Genomic DNA, 17,814 nt, shown 5'->3' on the forward strand with positions numbered 1-17,814 from the left:
TACTTTTTTGTTAGGATGATACTTAATTTAATTTGAAATCGGAAACAATATCTTGAAGTTTTTCGGACATTTCTGCTAATGCACGAGAAGCAGACGTCATTTCAATCATGGAAGCATATTGTTCTTCTGCCGCTGCTACTACATTTTGTGTATAGCTAGTTGACTCTTCTGTAACGTCTTTTGTCTTTTCTACTTCATTAACAAGAACTTCTGTATTACTACTAATTTCTTGGATTTCTGATGTAATAAATGATAGTTTATTGTTTATCAAGTTTACATCAGCTGCAATTGTCTCAAATGTTTCCCCAGCATTTGTAACATAATTCATACCAGTCTCGATGACAATTTTCCCTTCATTCACAGTATGAACAGTATCTTTTGTATTCATTTGAATTTCACCAATTAAAGTAGAAATGTTTTTAGCAGCATTACCTGATTCCTCCGCTAATTTTCGTACCTCATCCGCTACTACTGCAAATCCTTTTCCATGCTCGCCTGCGCGTGCAGCTTCAATTGCTGCGTTTAAAGCAAGTAGGTTTGTTTGCTCTGCTATTCCTGTAATTACATTAATGATTTCACCAATCTCGTTCGATTTACGTTCTAATATTAGCATCGATTCTGTAGTTAGAGTACTTTGGTTATTGATTTGGTTCATTTGTTCCACCGTTTGTGCAATTACTTCATTTCCCGCAAGAGAAACTTTCGATGTTGCAACGGAAAGCTCATTCAATTCTTTAATATTCGCAGTAATTTCCGTAATGCTTGCAGAAATTTGGGAAACAGAATTTTTTGCTTCCTGCACTCCATACAATTGACTTTCTTGACCAGATGAAATTTGTTGAATAGAATCCGTAATTTCTTCTGAAGCTTTACTAGTTTCCTCACTACTCGCAGTTAACTGCTCAGAAGTTGCAGCTACTTGCTCAGCCGAACTTGAAACCAAATTTAGAACCTCTTTTAAATTGGTAGTCATTGAATTTAGCCCATTTGCAAGATCACCCAACTCATCTTTATTTTTAATCTTGATGTTCTGAATAGATAAGTCTTGATTTGCAATCTTTTTCAGATTTTGTGCAATTAGTTGAATTGGATTACCTATATGTCTAGAAAACAAGATAATAACAACTATACCTATCAATGTACCTACTGCTAATGTTATTGCGATTGTTATTAGGATAGAATTAGTTCCTTTGTTAAAGGATTCCATGTAAGTTCCTGCACTTACAACCCATCCCCAGTTTGGATCTATTTTATTATAAGTAATTTTTGTCGCTTCAGTGCCAGGCTGATTTGGTAAATCCCATTTATAATACGAAAAACCACCGCCTGCTTCCGCAGTTTTTATAATATCTTGTAAGACATATTTCCCATCAACATCTTTATCTTCCCATCCATTTTCCCCTTCTGAGGATGGATGAGCTATTTGTTCCCCATCCTTACCATAGATGCTAAAATATCCATTTTCGCCCAAATCCACTTTAGACGTTAATGTACGTTTTCCATCACTTTGTAATTCACCAAGTAAGTATTGCTTTACTTGCTCTTGCGCTTCCTCTAAAGTCATCTCCCCGTTTTCAACAGACTTATTCTTTGAGTCTATTAACAACAGTGCCATCTCCACAGCATTTTTAAGTGTTTTTTCTCCTAATTCATCAAAATTGTTTTTAGCAGACATGTAACTGCTTACCCCTATTATTAAACTTGGAATTAATAGTAGACATAATGAAATAATGAATAATTTTGTACGAATTTTCACTTGCTAATCCTCCTCGATTTTAACTATTACCAGTACATTACAGAAATTATATATATGCATTTTTTACTACACAAAATATTATCGACTAAATTTTTATTATCTTTAACATTTGAGTGGTAATTAAATACTATATTTTTTTCAGTTATGGAACTTTTTACTTATATACCAATTAGATACATTTAAACAAAAAACGAGCCCTTTCCCTAAGAGGAAAGGACTCAGTAATAAAGTTTTTATTCTTTCACAAAGTCTATTGTGCTTCTAACTGTATCAATCGGACGAACAAGTCCTTCAATTTGCTCACGCTTAGGCTCTAAGAATGGAGGTAGTGATAGTTTCTCTCCAAGTGTTTCGTATGGCTCGTCTCCCATGAATCCTGGTCCATCCGTTGCAAACTCGAATAAAATACCGTTTGCAACTCTTGCATACAACGACTGGAAGAAAAAGCGATCTACAAAACCTGAAGTTTGGAAGCCAAAGCTTTCCATACGCGTTGTCCATTCATCTAATACAGAGCGGTCCTCTACTCGGAATGCTGCATGGTGAACTGTTCCAAACCCTTGTTGGCCTGGAGGAAGAATAACGTTTTTCTCTACAATTACTTGAGCACCATTTCCGCCTTCTCCCACTTCAAACAAATGGAATAATCCATCTTGTGCAATTTCTTTAAATAATAAAACCTTTTCCAATATTTCTTTCATATAATCAAATTGAGCAATTCGAATATGGATTGGCCCTAGTCCTGTAATAGCATACTCTAAAGGAATTGGTCCTTTTTGCCATGGTATTCCTGCTGCAACACCTTTGTTATTCTCATCTGAAACTAATTGATATTGTTGGTCATCAAAATCAACAAAAGAAAGTACTTTCGTACCAAATTGATCTTGGATTCCTGTATGCTTCACTTCTAAGCGATCAAAGCGTTTTACCCAGTATTGTAACGCTTCATCAGTTGGGACACGGAAACCAGTTCTATAAATTTCGTTTGTTCCATGTGTACCTTTTGGAATTCCAGGGAAATCAAAGAATGTCATATCTGTCCCCGCTCCTCCAACATCATCCGCAAAAAATAAGTGATACGTTTGAATGTCATCTTGGTTTACTGTTTTCTTAACTAAACGCATACCTAACACATACGTAAAAAACTTATAATTCTCTTCTGCACTACTAGTTATTGCTGTTACATGGTGAATACCTTTTAAATGGTTCATCTTATATTCCTCCAACATAATTTATATTTTATTCTTAATTTAATTATCTTTAATTCGAGATAATTTTATCATGTATAAAATTCCTTGTCAATCAAATGAAAAAATAAATCCTCTCAAGAAGGAGAAGCTTATACTAGTTATCCCATAAAAAAAAGAAAAATACCTTCCCAATAGATTCAAGTACTACTGAGAGGTATTTTCTAATTAACAGCGCCAACAATAAAAATACCGACTTTTTTAGTAGAAGTCGGTCCTTTATTTATTATATGATTACCTTACACATCTATTTCTGTTCCTATACCTTGTTCCTTTGCTTTCACATAGACACCTTTTGCTACAGCTAAATCAAAATAAGCAGCACCCACTGATTTGAAAAATGTAATTTCTTCTGCATTCTCACGGGCTTTTATTTCTCCGATTACAAGCTTCCCAATTTCCCCATGTACATCCTCGAAAGACCACTTTCCGATTTTTTCTGCATGCATTAGTTCTCCTGCTTCGTCCTTCACACCAGCAAAGTCATCTACGACAATTTTAGATGCACGTGTAATAGTCACTAAATCGACTTCCAGCATATGAGGTAAATATGATCCTACTCCATTTATATGAGTACCTGGTTGTAAATCTTCTCCATTAAAAACTGGTTCGTTCGAACGTGTGGCACAACAAATGATATCTGCCTGACGAACAGCTGAAGATACGTCTTCTAATACTTCATAAGGAATTTCTACACCAAAATCTTTTAGTTTTTCCCCAAAATTTTTCGCCTTTGCAGCTGTCCGATTAACTAATAAAATACGTTCAATGTTACGAACTGCAAGAACAGCAAGCACTTGTTCAAAAGCCATTGCTCCTGTTCCAATCACGGTAACAACCTTTGCATCTTTTTTCGCTAAATAATCTGTTGCGATTCCACTTAATGCTCCTGTACGAAGTCTTGTTAAATAAGAAGCATTTAACATGGCAAGATGTTCGCCATTTTGAGCATCCGATAGTAAAACTACTCCTTGTGTAGTAGGTTTTCCGTTAGATGGATTGTTAGGGAAAATGGTAACAACTTTAACCGCTGTTACTTCATCGACTAAATCGGCACTTGGCATATATAGTGCGGAAGCTTCATGTTGTGGAAATTCTATCACTGTCCGATGTGGGTTGGCAATCTTCTCCGCTTCTTTTGCTTTTAATACATCTGTTATGTCTTGTATTGCTTCCTTCATTCCATATGAACGTATAATTTCTTGTTCATTTATAACTAACATGCTATACCTCCGTTTTTTAGAAAAGCTCGTCTTTCCTATTCTTACGAAAGACGAGCAATTTTACTTGCAGCTATTAAGCTTGAGATAGCCCTTTAGTATTTTTAGTGTTCGATTTTGCATCGGCTGTTTCCACTTTTACAACATCATCTAAATTCTCTTGACTGCGATCTTTTACTGCCCAAATTGCAAGTAGTGAAATAACCGCCGTGAAGATAATGTAGAAGGCAACTGGAACATATGAACCGTTAAATTTCAGCATTAGGCTCGCTGCAACTAACGGAGCAGTTCCTCCAGCTAAGGCAGCTCCAATTTGATAGCCTAGTGTAATCCCTGTATATCGTACCTTTGCATCAAAGATTTCGGAGAACATTGTCCCAAGTACTGCTGTGATTGGAGCCCAAATAATACCTAATCCAATTACAGTTGCGATTACTAATAATACTACGGATTGTTGTTGCAACATCCAGAAGTATGGAAAAGCAAAAACGATCATACCAATTGTCCCAGCTACATACACCTTTTTACGACCAATCTTATCCGATAAGCTTCCCATAATTGGAATGAGTATAGTTGTAACAATTGTAGCTACCATTACTGTATTTAAAATTGTTGTACGAGAGAAACCTAAGTTTGTTGTCGCATAAGAAACGACAAATGTACCGAAAATATAGAATGGTGCGGTTTCTACTACTTTTGCACCTACTGCGATAATCACTTCACGCCAATGATATTTTAATGTATCTACGATTGGCAGTTTAGGAATTTCTCCTGACTCTTGTACCTTTTTAAAAGAAGGTGTTTCTGCAATACCTTTTCGAATCCATAAACCAAAAACAACTAACAATGCACTGAAGATAAACGGAATACGCCATCCCCAAGTCATAAATGACCCTTCTGGTAATAACGTCATAAGTGATAGTGCAACGGTTCCTAAAACCATCCCGATTGTAACACCCATTTGAGGAATAGCTCCATATAAACCACGTTTTTCTTTCGGTGCATATTCAACCGCTAATAGAAGCGCACCACCCCATTCTCCTCCAATACCCAATCCTTGAACTAAGCGAAGAGTAATTAAAAGAATAGGTGCCCACACACCAATGGCCTGATAAGTTGGAAGTAACCCCATACCAAAGGTTGCAACTCCCATTAAACTTAACGTGATTACAAGTGTTTTTTTACGTCCAATTCGATCTCCAATATGACTAAAAATAATTCCACCAAATGGGCGGATAAAGAATGCTAAAGCAAATGATGCATAAGCAAGTAATAAACCTACGGACGGATCTTCCGTCACAAAGAACAATTGATTGAATACAAGAGCAGCAACCGTTCCATATAAGAAATAATCAAACCACTCAATGGAACTTCCTACTAAACTGGCAATCCAAACTTTTCTCATTTGTTTTGAATCCATTTTTACATCTCCCCTTTTTCAAAATTGAAGTGACACTTTAATTATCTCCCATATTTATTGTAAATAGTTTTAAATTTTCTGTCAATCCTATGTAAAAAATATTAAGTTTGAGTGTTTTCTTTCAAGTACTGTATGATTAACTAATAGAATAAATAATAAGGAGAATTATATATGTCTTCTAATTCGATTGGTAACATCCTAAAAACATTAAGAAAAGAACGTAAACTGACCTTAAAAGAGTTAGCAGAACAAACGGATGTCTCTATTAGTTTCCTCTCTCAAGTTGAGCGTGGTAAATCTAGTGTCACATTAGAATCTTTAAAGAAAATAGCAGATGCATTAAAAGTAAATCCTACGGTATTCTTTCCCGAGAATTCGCAGTCAGATAACTTAGAAGAGAGAAGACAACAGTTCTATTACCAAGACTTATCTAATGGAAATCGAGATGCGTCTTACTTACCTATTCTAGTTACACTACAACCAGGGGAAAATGAAGGAAACGCTTTTTCACATGCTGGACATGAATTTCTATTTGTCATTGAAGGAACATTAACTGTAGTTGTAGATGAGAAAAAAGAAATTTTAGTGGAACAACAATCCATCATGTTCGATGCGAATAAAATACACTATTGGTATAACTTAACGGATCAACCTGTCCGATTTTTAGTAGTATCCTCAAAAGTACGATAAAAAAAAGTAACGGGGCTGTCCCTAAAGTCATATAGTGACAGAGAGATGGTCTCTTTTCCGATGTATTAATTCCGTTCCAGACGGACGCTTTCCGCGGGCATGGCTTCAGTCTCCTCAGGCCAACACGAAGTTGGTCACGAAGGCGTTGCCACACGAGGTGGCGTTCTTAGCCTTCGTTCCTTTGTTCGCTCCTGCGGGGCCTTCAGCTCATGCACCTGCCGCTTCGCTTTCGGTGCAGAAAACATCTGCTATTCCCGCTGGAGTCGCCGTCTTCCACTACAATCAATTGCCTACAAAAAACAGGTGTAGAAAAAGACTCGTTTTTCTACACCTGCTTCAATTTATGTGCTTATTTAGCCCCGTTACTTCTATTTTGGGTGATGAAAATGACTTTTTTTACTTCGTTTTCACTACATTGGTTCACTATTTATTGAGCGCATGTTTCCCTTTTCTAGATCAAAGCCACCTATTTTAGAGAAAACAAAGAGATTGAAATGTTGAATACATCCAATAAAACGGACTCCACTGTAAGATTAGGAGTCCGTTCCATTAATAATTATTCAGTTAGAGAATGTTTACTTTTTTATCATCAAATAATATTCCACTTCACCCTCAACTATATTACCAGTCTCCTGAAAACCAAAACTCTCATATAGTTTTCTCGCTTTATCATTTTCTGGCTCCGTTGATAAATAAATCGCATTACAGTTATCCATCTTTTTCAATTCATCCATGATGAGTGGGATAGCAGCTTTCCCATAACCTCTTCCTTGATAGACTGCATCTATCATAAATCGGCATATTTCATATTGCGAGTTATCCTCAGAGTATCCATACATCGTAAAACCTACTAACTGATCATTTACTTGAATTCCTTTAATAATCCAACCCGTTTCAAACATCGACTGTACAATCGATAATGCATTGGACGCAACAAACCTCTCTGTAATCGTGGCACGCCCATTTTGATTGGTCGTTAAAAAAACTGTAGTTAACCAGTTTTCCTTTGCTATATCTACTAATTTCATTATTATAATCCTCCGAATATTCTTTTATCATCTCACTTAACTAGTTTATCAAATTTTAATATTTTTTGCCCTCCAACTGTGTTGGTTTGCATTGTATACTCCTAGGGAATACTACTATAAAAACTCGTTTTTATTGGGGGATAATAAACATGGCTAGAAAGCAAAGCAAGCAGTGGAGTAGCCGAAAGAAGATAATTATGGGTTCAATCGGAGTATACGCTTTAGTTTATTTTGTCGTTATTTTGTGGAATACACTTAAGCCTCTTCCAACTGGTGTTTCATATGCAGGAAAATTACATTTAACTGATAAAGTTAAATTTATCAGTGATTTATCCTATGCACAAGATCAACAAGGCACCAACACAGTACATGAAAATAATATATTTGAAGAAGTATATAAAACAATTGAACAGGCTAATCAGTTTGTTGTTGTCGATTTTTTCTTGTTTGATGGATACTACGATGGCGATATGGATTTTCCAAACATTGCAGACACTTTATCAACTACATTGGCAAATAAAAAGAAAGATAATCCAAATATGCCTGTCGTATTTATTACAGACCCAATAAATCGTGGGTATGGCTCCTATGAAAGTAGATGGTTAAAAAAATTGCGAACAGCTGGTGTAGAAATTATATATACCGATTTAGATTCACTGCGTGACTCAACTCCTATTTATTCTGGTATTTATCGAACCCTTTTACAATGGTGGGATTTTAATGGAAATGGATGGATTGCAAATGCAATGGCGAGTGATGCACCAAAGATGACCATTGCTTCTTATACGTCACTTCTAAATGTAAAGGCAAATCATCGTAAAGCAGTAATAACTGAGAAAGAAGCTATCATAACATCCTCCAACCCTCATGACGCGAGTGGATTTCACGGTAATATAGCTCTCAAAGTAACTGGGCCAATTATTAATGACATTTTAGAAGCGGAAGAAGCTGTTTCTTTGTTTTCAGGAGGACCTAAACTCCCTCGTGTGAACCTGGAGGATATTGAAGGAAAATATAAAATACAGTATTTAACAGAGAAAAAGATACTGGACGCGTTACTGGCTGATTTGGTCGAGACGAGAAATGGAGATAAAATTTGGCTTGGAATGTTCTTCTTGGCAAAGCGAGATATTGTAAATGCACTGATCGACGCTGCAAATCGTGGTGTTGATGTAAACCTTATCCTTGATCCAAATAAAAACTCTTTTGGGCATGAAAAATCAGGTTTACCAAATCGTCCAGTTGCCCAAGAAATGGTGGTGGATACAGATGGAAAGTTGAAAGTACGTTGGTATAACACGGTTATCGGTCAATATCATACGAAAGCCATTTGGATTCAAACAGACAAGCACACAGTGATTTCAAGTGGTTCTGCAAACTATACCGAGCGTACACTCGATGATTATAATTTAGAAAACAATTTACGAGTAATTGCTCCAAATGATAGTAAACTTGTTACGGAAATGGAAGACTATTTCGAGCGTATTTGGAACAATGAAGACGCTTTGTATACAGTAGATTTAGAAGAGTTTCAAAATAGCCATACATGGTGGCAGCGATGGATTTACACTCTACAGCAATTTTTAAAAATAACGACTTATTAGTAGAATAAGTAACCCCCGAAATGCATAGTTGAATTTGGGGGTTACTGTGTTAGTTAGGCATCTTGCCGTCTATTCTTGATAAATGCAAACAACAGGATTAATCAGCAATTAAACTTATCTGCTGAGCAGTGTTTGTAATAAGTCCATCTATGTCTGCATAGCCGTAATATCTAACATAGATAACACCTTTCCCTTTCGCTGCAAATACTTCTTTTATTTCTTCACCCTCGTGAACAATCAAAAGATCAAAACTACTATGTTCCATCTGTACATATTCTTTCTCTTTATCCCAACTACTATATCTTTTTATCAAATCGTCTATTAAATCTTCACTCATGGTAGAAAAAGTGAGTTTATAAACCCGATTATGAATACTTGGAGAATATAATCCGCTACCATCTCTCCATTCTTGTCCAGAAATGAGACCACGCTCATCTGCCTCATATTGAATTGGAGCCAATATACTCCATTCACGCAGATATCTGTTAGCTCTATCAATAGGATCTTGCATGTGGGTTTTATATCGAACCATTTCAGCATTCTGCTCCACATCTGCAAGTCTTATAATAGGTAAATCAGTATTTTCTATTGGCATTTCTTTAATTCCAACCTTTGCAATTTGCACAAAAGGAAGAATTGCAATAACTAGTGCAAAAACAATAAGGACATTTGATATCATTAAATCCACATTACGCATCTTTCTCCATGGTGCATAGTGATTAATTGGCTTACCTTCTTTTAGTTTTTTTCTCAATGAACGTACTGCAATTGTAGCCTGTATAGCATAATATGCGGAATAAATAATTATAAATAAAGTCATAGGTGGAATGGTTTTCCCCTCTATCAGGGCGAGGGTAGGGGTGGAGTTAGCAAATAATGCAAAGTAGATTAAGCCTATAAATAGTAAAGTAATGATTGCTACCAATAAAGCACTACTAGCAACCTTTTTATCAAGAGCCTTCAACGTATAGGACTGTTCCTCAGGATCTGTATGTAGTTCAGGGGCATTCAACTCAACAGGGGATGAAAACACAGAAAACATTCCGTAGCTAGTAACATAAGACCATCCACTGTCCGCATACAATTCCTGTTGCTCCGATGTAATTGTTTTGTTTTGCAATGCATCTATCCTGTATCTCGTTTTTCGAGGCTCCTCTTTAAGAAAATGTACAAACAACCAGCCAAGCTTCCTAAGATGCAACCCTTCACTTGCCATATCTGAAAACCAACTCTCATGCTCACCAATACGCCAATAATTACTTGGTTTCAGTTTTAGAATTACCTTTTCCATTCTCATCACCTTCTTTCAGAAATATTCCATCATCAACTAACGCTACCAATCGGTTATATTCATTACGGAGAGCTTCTTTTCCATCCGCTGTAATTGTATAAGTTTTTCTTCTACCATCATCCTCTGATAGAGTAATAAGTCCTTCTTTTTGAATACGAGAAAGAACACCATAAAGTGTACCTGGTCCCATCTCTACTCTCCCACGAGAAATCTCCGTTATTGTATTCATAAGACTATACCCATGATTTGGATTCACAAGCGCTAATAATACATAGTACATTGCTTCGGTCATAGGAGCACCAGTATATGCCATAGCAAAGCCTCCATTCATTATGTAATACGATATATCGTGTTACATAATAGTATTATTTTTTTAATTCTTCGTCAATCAAAATTCTGAATATTCATTTTTAAAATTCTACTTTAATCAATTTCATATTTCCAATTATTTATGAAATTAAATTACTTTATTAGATAGAAAAATAAATCCCGAATCACAGTTACCTGGATTCGAGATTTACTTTTTATGTTTCTATAATATGCTCCACATGCAAAGGTAACTCTTTTATTTTTTCTTTCAAAAATGGAGGATATACATTAATATCCTTTAATTCTTCTAAGCGTTTCCAGTAATAGGTGTGTATTTTTCCATTTTCATTTACAACAAATTCTTCGCCATGATCTACGACGATTTCTTCGTCTTTTAATTCTAATAAATAGAAGAAGCATATTTCATGGAATTTTTCTTTCAAGGTATCTTCCACAAAAAAGTTTTCATTCGCCCACAGCATGCGTTTAACATTTACATCTATTGAAAGCTCTTCTCTGATTTCGCGTTTTATCGCATCTTCGCTTTTTTCATGCAGCATGACTCGACCTCCCGGAACATAATAGTATGGTTGGTTTTCGTCTTGCATAATAAGTAGCTTGTCTTCATGAATAAGTAATCCCGCTACACGATAGTTAAATCTTCCTTCTGGTGTTTTAAATGTGATATCCATATTATTCTCAATCCTTCCCTTTACAAACATCCACCCATTGCTGGCCATTTGCATATGTATACAGTTCTTCGCAAGTGAGTTCAATAGCACTATTACTGCTCCCACATGCTGGAAAAATAGTATCAAATCGTTTCAATGATTCATCTAGGTACACTAATACATCTTGTGGGATGCCAAAAGGGCACACACCACCGACTGCATGTCCTACTTGATTCAGTACCTCATCTGGAGAGAGCATTTTTGCTTTCACTCCGAATATGCTTTTAAACTTTGCATTATCAATTTTTGTATCGCCTGCAGCTACAACTAAAATGCAACTATCTTCTTTTTTAAAGGACAACGTTTTCGCAATGCGAGCCGGCTCCACGTTTAGTGCTTGTGCAGCAAGTTCCACAGTTGCACTTGATTCTTCAAATTCTTGAATCTTACCTTCCATATCAAACTTTGCAAAATAATCTCGTACTAATTCGATTGCCATTTGAAACACCTCCTTATTATATAGATTAACTTTTCAGACTAATAAACCTATTATACTAGTTTACACAAAAAAAGAACCAGAGATAGGTCTCTGATTCATACTTATTCCCTTAGCTTTCAAGTGAAAAGTCATTTATGGAGTAATAATGATAACCTCAGCCTTTATGAAAGGTAGATGCTAGCAATCTATTCTTCACTTAATTCATATTTATAACAGGTGACCGCCTCAACCTGTTCAAATCCTTCTTGTATATATAACGCTTTTGCACGCTCATTATCAGCGTTTACACAAAGTATCGTCTTTGAATAAGATTTTTCCTTAGCAAACTGTAAGGAAGCTCTAAGTAAACTTCTTCCTAATCCTTGACCTTGGTATTCAGGTAATATTGCAATTGGACCTATATTCATGATTGGTGAATTCTCGTACTCATCGTCGCTACCTCTTATGACTCCCACAGCACGATTTTGATGATACAAGATCATTGAACCACCTTCTATGTGATCCTCACTTGTCATCATCTTTTGCACCATTTCGGGTGTGATTGGCGTTTCACTTCCTTGAAGTTTTGCAAAGCCAGCGTTTCTTACTTCGCACCAAGTTTCTTCATCGCTTCCCGAATGGAAAGGCCTAATATCATAGCCCGGCGGTAAACGGAACGCAGGAACCTCCAATTCCTCTCTGACAAGCACGAAGGAGTATCTCTCCACCTCGAACTTTAACCCTTCCATGAATTCTACTAATTTTATATTTGTAAACGGAACAAACAAGTAAACTTTTTCAAGTCCTTCTGTATGTTTTAAAATTGCTTCCATCATCCTTGTATAGCACTCGATATTATCCATTTCTGAATGGAATATTCTAAAACGCGCCTTTTTTCCTCGTTTACTATAATCATCTATCATGAGCGATACTGCTCCTACAATAATTCCTTGCTGATTAGTAAGAATATGAGTAGGATTTTCATCATTCGGCTCAAAATTTTGTAAATCTTCCTCATACAAGAATGAATCATCCAGTTCCATTTTATGCTTCTTGCAGTACGAAAGAAATTCATTAACTCTATCCTGTTTCAACTTTTCAATTCTCATTTATACTTTCCCCTTTATTTAAATCTTCTTATAAATATATCAGTTCTTATGGTTATAACTTATTTTATGTATCAGATAAATCCAAACGTGCACAGAACTATTCCAGATACTAACGTTACCTTTTTCTAAAAAGAAGCCACAAACAAACGAAAATGAAGAATGCGACGATTTCTAGAGATAGGACGTACCATGGATATGGACCTAAAAAATCAAGAAGACTGCCATTTATCGGTTTTGAACGTAAAAACATATAATTCCCTTGAAAAAAAATATTTACTCCATAAATAATCGGAAGCAGTACATTCAATGCAACCATTGTTTTAATGATTCCTTTAAAGGTGGGACGGTACCCTTTCATCCACGTAAAATAAAGGGCCGTCATTATTATTCCGAAATGCGTATAAAAAAAATGGAAGTACCTGAAATGAGGAAAGCTGAGATCTAAAACTGGCGTTGCTACTGCTTGAAGGGCTCCTCCAATGCCTGCATAAAAGACAAAATCATATACATGCTTATTCCCCGTATACAAAAGGACAATCGTCATTACTAAACTAATACTGCATAATTCTAGTGGTAGAGAATTGCCCCAATTCCACCTATCAGTTTGAAAAAGCCAAACGTGATAAAGGACTTCCATCAATAATAAGGACAGGGCAAAAAGGCGTTCAATGAGCAGCATTTTCTCCATTTGTATCGACCATTTCTTTCGTGTCATATATAGCAAAAAGATTAAACAGACTAGCACCAATATTGTACTGAAATGTGTCATTGAAAACATCTCGAACAACGGTTCCACCTTCTCACCCTCCCTTTTCCAACATTCACATCTTCTATTATTATTCGTGCTCGTTTTACAAAATCCCTCTGTTTTTGTTTAATGCAAAAAGAAGTAGTTGGAGGAACCAATGTCTTGGTCGGTTCAACTACTTTTTCTATTTTTAAGTTTTGTGAAGCTTCAACTTTTTTTCTAAACTATATTAGTTGCTTTGAAATCTTTATTAGAAACTCATAGGTAACTGTTTATACATTATCTCGGACTACTGAATAACTTATAATAGAAACTTTTAATAGATGGAAGGGAGGTTTTTAATTTGCAACAGAGACGAAATGGTAGGAATCGCTTTTGTATATTCCCAGGATATAACTGGTGCGGGCCTGGTTGTAGTGGACCTGGTGCTCCTATAAATGATGTAGATGCAGCCTGCAAAGCACATGACGAGTGCTATAGTAGAGGCAGAAATCTATGTGAATGTGATCGTGAATTTCTCCGCCAACTACGTCCCAAAATAAATAGATATACACAAAAAGGAAGACACGCTCGTCTACTCTATAATTATATGAAGGTACAAACAACTTTCACATGTAACTCTTTTAGAAAGTGGTAGGTACAAAGTGTTTGGTTCCAGGTTCTCATGGAAATCGGAATTATATTAGAATCTGGAACCAATATTAATATGAAGTTACTTCACTATCCCTGCTCTCAGAGTAGTTATACCAAATTCCAAATAACCTTTTAAACAGGTCAACATATAAACCCAGCCTTCTTTATTGTCTACCAATATATTTAATAACTCATCATCGTTTTCTTTAAACCCTTCTTCTTTCACTTCTACAATGGTACTCTTATCATCTAGTTCTTTCATCGAAATTGTTACAACATGTTCTTCCTCAGATGACCCCCATATGAACATAATTTTCTCATTTACTTCGATTTCAGTTACTTTTATATCCACCACTGCATTGTATTCGTCGTATTTCAATGTAATCGTCTTTCCTTGTTCCCATCTTTCAGAACTGGATGAAAACCAAAAGTTCCCGATTTTCGAAGGGTCTATGAATGCTTCAAAGACTTCACTAGCTGGCGTTAATATTTTGAATTTTGTAAGATTGTTCATACTAAATCAACTCCCCTGTAATTGGTTTATTGCAATTGACGGTAAAGTGTTGCCAGTTTCGAGCAAGGTTTTCAAGTTACTAAGAATGGCTGGCCATCCATTATTAAATCCCACAAAAGTATCGTCCTTATCCACTAGGTCGGTTGGGGACAAATATTCATGATTAAGTATTAATTTCACAGCCGAATCTATTGGTTTTAATTGGAAAGTGACCCGCGACGACTGCTCTCTCGACGTTTCATCTCCAAACATATTCCAGGTGAAAGAAAGTAAATGATGCGGCTCATACTTGATTATTATTCCGTGGTCGGTAACTTGTCCATTTCTCGAGTAGGTAATGCTTGAGCCTTCTTGCCAATCAGATTGAATTGTACTTCCGAAAAAGTATTTTTCAGTAAAATCGCTGTTTGTCAAAGCATCCCACAGCTTTTCCGGTGTCGTTGCGATGTAAGTAACATAAACAAATGTTGTATCAGTCATTTTTTTCGCCTCCAATGTATTATTAAGTTCAAGCATTCTTCGTTCCTATTTTAAGTATATTTTAAAATCCTCTGTATTTGTAATAAAGAGGATTTTTATTGTTCCATATAGTTAAAAAGTAATCCGAAATGCTAAATGAGAATCCCGAGGAAAGTGAATCAGTCACTTCCCTCGGATTTTTCAAAACATCATTATATACAGTTATAGTAGAATCATTTCTTCTTTTTCTTTTTGTCTTCTGCTTTCTTTATATTCTCAGCCACTCTAAATTTAACGATCTCGCTTATTAATTCATAAGGCATTGGCTTTCCTATAGGAAACTGCACTGAACCTTTTGCTCCTTTATATCCAGTTAATTTATCTTTATATACAGCAATTCCATTAGCACCTGGATAAAATCCTATATGATTTTTATAGCCAGCAAAACAAACCAGATTTCCATGTAAAGCAAAAGCGGGCATCTGATAACTTATCTTTTCTTCTGCATCTGGTGCTGACTCTTTAATAACCGCTCTTAGCGTTTTTAGTATTTCCTGTACCTCAGGAGGAAAGGTTGATATATATTCATCAATAGATGTAAAAGTGATTTTGTTTTCTGTCATGATTTCTCCTTTATTAAACTTTTTTGTCGTTGAATACTTTTTTCTATTTGGATCTGTTGAACGATCCACATAAGGTTTGACGGTTATTTCGGTCATTTATATCCTTCATTTCTACCTACATAATAAAACATCTCACTTAGATTATACATAAACGCATACCATTTTTATTATCAATGCGTTTCTGTATAGGGTGAAAAGCTTGTAGCTATACTAGTGAGTGTTGAAACAAATGAGGAAAAAGTATATTCAACAATTTCAGCAGCAATAGAAAAATGAGGAATTGAAAATAGGAGGAATTAATTTTGAGCATGAAAGAGAATAATTTGTCCATTTCTGCTTTAGGTGGAATAAATGAAATCGGCAAAAACATGTATATCATTCAATATTCAAACGAAATCGTAATCATCGATTGCGGCGCTAAATTTGCAGATAAAGATTTATTAGGAATTGATTTGATTATCCCTGACATTACTTATTTACAGGAAAATAAGGAAAAAATCAAAGGACTAGTTGTTACACATGGACACGAAGACCATATTGGAGGGATTCCCTATCTCTTGAAAAAATTGAACGTCCCTATTTATGCGACTCGTTTTACACTCGGATTAATTGAATTGAAATTAAAAGAGCATAAACTTCTTAGGGAAACAGAGTTGGTAGAAATCAACTCTGATTCAAATTTGGACTTTGGTGAAATCGGTGTAAGCTTTTTCAAAACTAGCCATAGTATACCCGATTGTCTAGGGATAGTATTTCAGACACCAGAAGGAAATGTCGTTCATACTGGGGACTTTAAATTCGATTTAACACCTGTGAACGATCAATATTCTGATATCCATAAAATGGCCGAAATTGGTACACAGGGGGTGTTGGCGCTAATATCAGAAAGTACGAATGCCGAACGCCCTGGTTCTACCCCATCAGAACAACTTGTAGGTGGGCATATTGAAGATGCGTTCAAGAAGGCTAAGCGCAAAATCTTTATCTCAACTTTTGCTTCTAACATCAATCGTGTTCAACAAGTAGTCGATGCAGCATTAATCACAAATCGGAAGGTTGCATTGCTTGGACGTAGTATGGTGAATGTCGTATCTGTTGCTGTAGAACGTGGGTATTTAAACGTTCCACATTGGATGCTGATCGATGCACGTGATGTCAATCAATATCCTCCTGAAAGAGTGGTTATTTTATGTACAGGGAGTCAAGGGGAACCCTTAGCCGCACTTTCTCGCTTGTCGAGCGGGAACAATCGGGATGTAAAGATTTTACCTGAAGACACAGTTATTTTAGCAGCATCACCGATACCTGGTAATGAGAAGGATGTTTCACGTATCGTAGACAACTTGTTTCAATTGGATGCAAATGTGATCTATGGATCTTCCAGCATAACAGGTATGCATGTATCGGGTCATGGGTATCAAGAGGATTTAAAACTCATGCTTACATTAATGAAACCGAAATATTTTATCCCTATCCACGGGGAGTATAGAATGCTTCATCAGCACCGTTTGTTAGCAGAATCTGTCGGCGTAACAAAAGAAAACACATTCATTCTTAAAAATGGTGATGTCCTTGATATTCAAAATGCGGTAGCTCGTCAAACTAGAAAGATACCGGCTGGTGATACTTACGTGGATGGTTTGGGTAGTGACGAAGTTGGAGAAATTGTGTTACGCGACCGGAAACAGCTTTCTGAAGATGGAATGCTGGTGATTGTCTTAACGATTAGTAAGACAGATGGAACAATGTTTTCGGAACCTGATACTATTTCACGTGGGTTCGTCTATGCAAAGGATTCTCAGGAACTCATAAGAAACTTGAATAGCGTAGCTAAAACAACCGTTAACAATTTTAAAGAAGTAAATATTCTTGCCATGAAAAGAGCAATTAAAAAAGAAGTGGGACAATATTTATTTAAACAAACGAAGAAAAAACCAATGATCCTTCCTATCATAATTGAAATCTAATCGAGACATTCGTACGTAGTATACGAATTGGAACTGAGGGTTTTATA

General features: G+C 36.0%; 18 protein-coding genes. 4 read left to right on the plus strand and 14 right to left on the minus strand.

From position 1 onward, the window contains the following. Positions 1–22 precede the first annotated feature (22 nt). The 4 genes from MHB48_RS16780 to MHB48_RS16795 form a co-directional block, all read right to left on the minus strand. Positions 23–1,756 carry a methyl-accepting chemotaxis protein gene (locus MHB48_RS16780; protein WP_342599039.1) on the minus strand — a complete coding sequence of 578 codons (1,734 nt, stop codon included), beginning with the start codon at positions 1,754–1,756 and terminating at the stop codon, positions 23–25. 233 nt (positions 1,757–1,989) lie between these two features. Next, complete coding sequence (locus tag MHB48_RS16785; RefSeq protein ID WP_342599040.1) at positions 1,990–2,967, minus strand: ring-cleaving dioxygenase; 978 nt, start codon at positions 2,965–2,967, stop codon at positions 1,990–1,992. 275 nt (positions 2,968–3,242) lie between these two features. Further along, positions 3,243–4,226 carry an ornithine cyclodeaminase family protein gene (locus MHB48_RS16790; protein WP_342599041.1) on the minus strand — a complete coding sequence of 328 codons (984 nt, stop codon included), beginning with the start codon at positions 4,224–4,226 and terminating at the stop codon, positions 3,243–3,245. A gap of 73 nt (positions 4,227–4,299) precedes the next feature. Continuing rightward, positions 4,300–5,643 (minus strand): MFS transporter, encoded by a 1,344-nt coding sequence (locus tag MHB48_RS16795; protein ID WP_342599042.1) that lies wholly within the window; start codon positions 5,641–5,643, stop codon positions 4,300–4,302. A gap of 171 nt (positions 5,644–5,814) precedes the next feature. On the opposite strand from MHB48_RS16795, the gene MHB48_RS16800 reads away from it, so the two are divergent. After that, positions 5,815–6,333: an XRE family transcriptional regulator gene (locus MHB48_RS16800; protein WP_342599043.1), complete on the plus strand. Its 519-nt coding sequence runs from the start codon at positions 5,815–5,817 to the stop codon at positions 6,331–6,333. A gap of 575 nt (positions 6,334–6,908) precedes the next feature. On the opposite strand, the gene MHB48_RS16805 is transcribed toward MHB48_RS16800, so the two are convergent. Continuing rightward, positions 6,909–7,361 (minus strand): GNAT family N-acetyltransferase, encoded by a 453-nt coding sequence (locus MHB48_RS16805; RefSeq protein WP_342599044.1) that lies wholly within the window; start codon positions 7,359–7,361, stop codon positions 6,909–6,911. A 149-nt stretch (positions 7,362–7,510) separates the two neighbouring features. Here MHB48_RS16805 and MHB48_RS16810 point away from each other — a divergent pair, with 149 nt between their 5' ends. Further along, a complete protein-coding gene (locus MHB48_RS16810) occupies positions 7,511–8,965 on the plus strand; it encodes a phospholipase D family protein (protein WP_342599045.1) in 1,455 nt (484 codons plus the stop codon). Between the two features lie 97 nt (positions 8,966–9,062). Here MHB48_RS16810 and MHB48_RS16815 read toward each other — a convergent pair whose 3' ends face one another. The 6 genes from MHB48_RS16815 to MHB48_RS16840 all read right to left on the minus strand — a co-directional run bounded on the left by MHB48_RS16815 (position 9,063) and on the right by MHB48_RS16840 (position 13,619). Then, a complete protein-coding gene (locus MHB48_RS16815) occupies positions 9,063–10,256 on the minus strand; it encodes a DUF2812 domain-containing protein (protein ID WP_342599046.1) in 1,194 nt (397 codons plus the stop codon). Further along, complete coding sequence (locus MHB48_RS16820; RefSeq protein WP_342599047.1) at positions 10,222–10,569, minus strand: PadR family transcriptional regulator; 348 nt, start codon at positions 10,567–10,569, stop codon at positions 10,222–10,224. Before MHB48_RS16820 ends, MHB48_RS16815 begins: the two co-directional genes overlap by 35 nt. A 211-nt stretch (positions 10,570–10,780) precedes the next feature. Continuing rightward, positions 10,781–11,257, minus strand: coding sequence for an NUDIX domain-containing protein (locus tag MHB48_RS16825; RefSeq protein WP_342599048.1), 477 nt, complete (start codon positions 11,255–11,257; stop codon positions 10,781–10,783). 7 nt (positions 11,258–11,264) lie between these two features. Then, entirely contained in the window at positions 11,265–11,735 is a 471-nt protein-coding gene (locus tag MHB48_RS16830) for a YbaK/EbsC family protein (protein WP_342599049.1), read from the minus strand. Positions 11,736–11,920: 185 nt separating this feature from the next. Continuing rightward, a complete protein-coding gene (locus MHB48_RS16835; protein WP_342599050.1) occupies positions 11,921–12,823 on the minus strand; it encodes a GNAT family N-acetyltransferase in 903 nt (300 codons plus the stop codon). Between the two features lie 115 nt (positions 12,824–12,938). Continuing rightward, positions 12,939–13,619 (minus strand): TIGR02206 family membrane protein, encoded by a 681-nt coding sequence (locus MHB48_RS16840; protein WP_342599051.1) that lies wholly within the window; start codon positions 13,617–13,619, stop codon positions 12,939–12,941. A 295-nt stretch (positions 13,620–13,914) separates the two neighbouring features. Between MHB48_RS16840 and MHB48_RS16845 the strand changes: the two genes are divergently transcribed. After that, entirely contained in the window at positions 13,915–14,208 is a 294-nt protein-coding gene (locus tag MHB48_RS16845; RefSeq protein WP_342599052.1) for a phospholipase, read from the plus strand. A gap of 75 nt (positions 14,209–14,283) precedes the next feature. Here the strand turns inward: MHB48_RS16845 and MHB48_RS16850 are convergent, their stop codons facing one another. The 3 genes from MHB48_RS16850 to MHB48_RS16860 all read right to left on the minus strand — a co-directional run bounded on the left by MHB48_RS16850 (position 14,284) and on the right by MHB48_RS16860 (position 15,800). Further along, entirely contained in the window at positions 14,284–14,718 is a 435-nt protein-coding gene (locus tag MHB48_RS16850) for an SRPBCC family protein (RefSeq protein ID WP_342599053.1), read from the minus strand. Between the two features lie 6 nt (positions 14,719–14,724). Beyond that, the gene (locus MHB48_RS16855) at positions 14,725–15,198 is read right to left on the minus strand and encodes an SRPBCC family protein (protein ID WP_342599054.1); all 474 of its coding nucleotides are present in this window, start codon (positions 15,196–15,198) and stop codon (positions 14,725–14,727) included. A 212-nt stretch (positions 15,199–15,410) separates the two neighbouring features. Then, entirely contained in the window at positions 15,411–15,800 is a 390-nt protein-coding gene (locus MHB48_RS16860) for a DUF1801 domain-containing protein (protein WP_342599055.1), read from the minus strand. Between the two features lie 302 nt (positions 15,801–16,102). On the opposite strand from MHB48_RS16860, the gene MHB48_RS16865 reads away from it, so the two are divergent. After that, the gene (locus MHB48_RS16865) at positions 16,103–17,767 is read left to right on the plus strand and encodes a ribonuclease J (protein ID WP_342599056.1); all 1,665 of its coding nucleotides are present in this window, start codon (positions 16,103–16,105) and stop codon (positions 17,765–17,767) included. Positions 17,768–17,814 lie beyond the last annotated feature (47 nt).

Source organism: Psychrobacillus sp. FSL H8-0483, assembly GCF_038637725.1.
In the GTDB taxonomy this organism is placed as follows: domain Bacteria; phylum Bacillota; class Bacilli; order Bacillales_A; family Planococcaceae; genus Psychrobacillus.

Coding starts and splice junctions, on each gene's coding strand:
- MHB48_RS16785 (WP_342599040.1), bottom strand. CDS start 2,967: ATGAACCATTTAAAAGGTATTCACCATGTAACAGCAATAACTAGTAGT.
- MHB48_RS16790 (WP_342599041.1), bottom strand. CDS start 4,226: ATGTTAGTTATAAATGAACAAGAAATTATACGTTCATATGGAATGAAG.
- MHB48_RS16795 (WP_342599042.1), bottom strand. CDS start 5,643: ATGGATTCAAAACAAATGAGAAAAGTTTGGATTGCCAGTTTAGTAGGA.
- MHB48_RS16800 (WP_342599043.1), top strand. CDS start 5,815: ATGTCTTCTAATTCGATTGGTAACATCCTAAAAACATTAAGAAAAGAA.
- MHB48_RS16805 (WP_342599044.1), bottom strand. CDS start 7,361: ATGAAATTAGTAGATATAGCAAAGGAAAACTGGTTAACTACAGTTTTT.
- MHB48_RS16810 (WP_342599045.1), top strand. CDS start 7,511: ATGGCTAGAAAGCAAAGCAAGCAGTGGAGTAGCCGAAAGAAGATAATT.
- MHB48_RS16815 (WP_342599046.1), bottom strand. CDS start 10,256: ATGGAAAAGGTAATTCTAAAACTGAAACCAAGTAATTATTGGCGTATT.
- MHB48_RS16820 (WP_342599047.1), bottom strand. CDS start 10,569: ATGGCATATACTGGTGCTCCTATGACCGAAGCAATGTACTATGTATTA.
- MHB48_RS16825 (WP_342599048.1), bottom strand. CDS start 11,257: ATGGATATCACATTTAAAACACCAGAAGGAAGATTTAACTATCGTGTA.
- MHB48_RS16830 (WP_342599049.1), bottom strand. CDS start 11,735: ATGGCAATCGAATTAGTACGAGATTATTTTGCAAAGTTTGATATGGAA.
- MHB48_RS16835 (WP_342599050.1), bottom strand. CDS start 12,823: ATGAGAATTGAAAAGTTGAAACAGGATAGAGTTAATGAATTTCTTTCG.
- MHB48_RS16850 (WP_342599053.1), bottom strand. CDS start 14,718: ATGAACAATCTTACAAAATTCAAAATATTAACGCCAGCTAGTGAAGTC.
- MHB48_RS16855 (WP_342599054.1), bottom strand. CDS start 15,198: ATGACTGATACAACATTTGTTTATGTTACTTACATCGCAACGACACCG.
- MHB48_RS16860 (WP_342599055.1), bottom strand. CDS start 15,800: ATGACAGAAAACAAAATCACTTTTACATCTATTGATGAATATATATCA.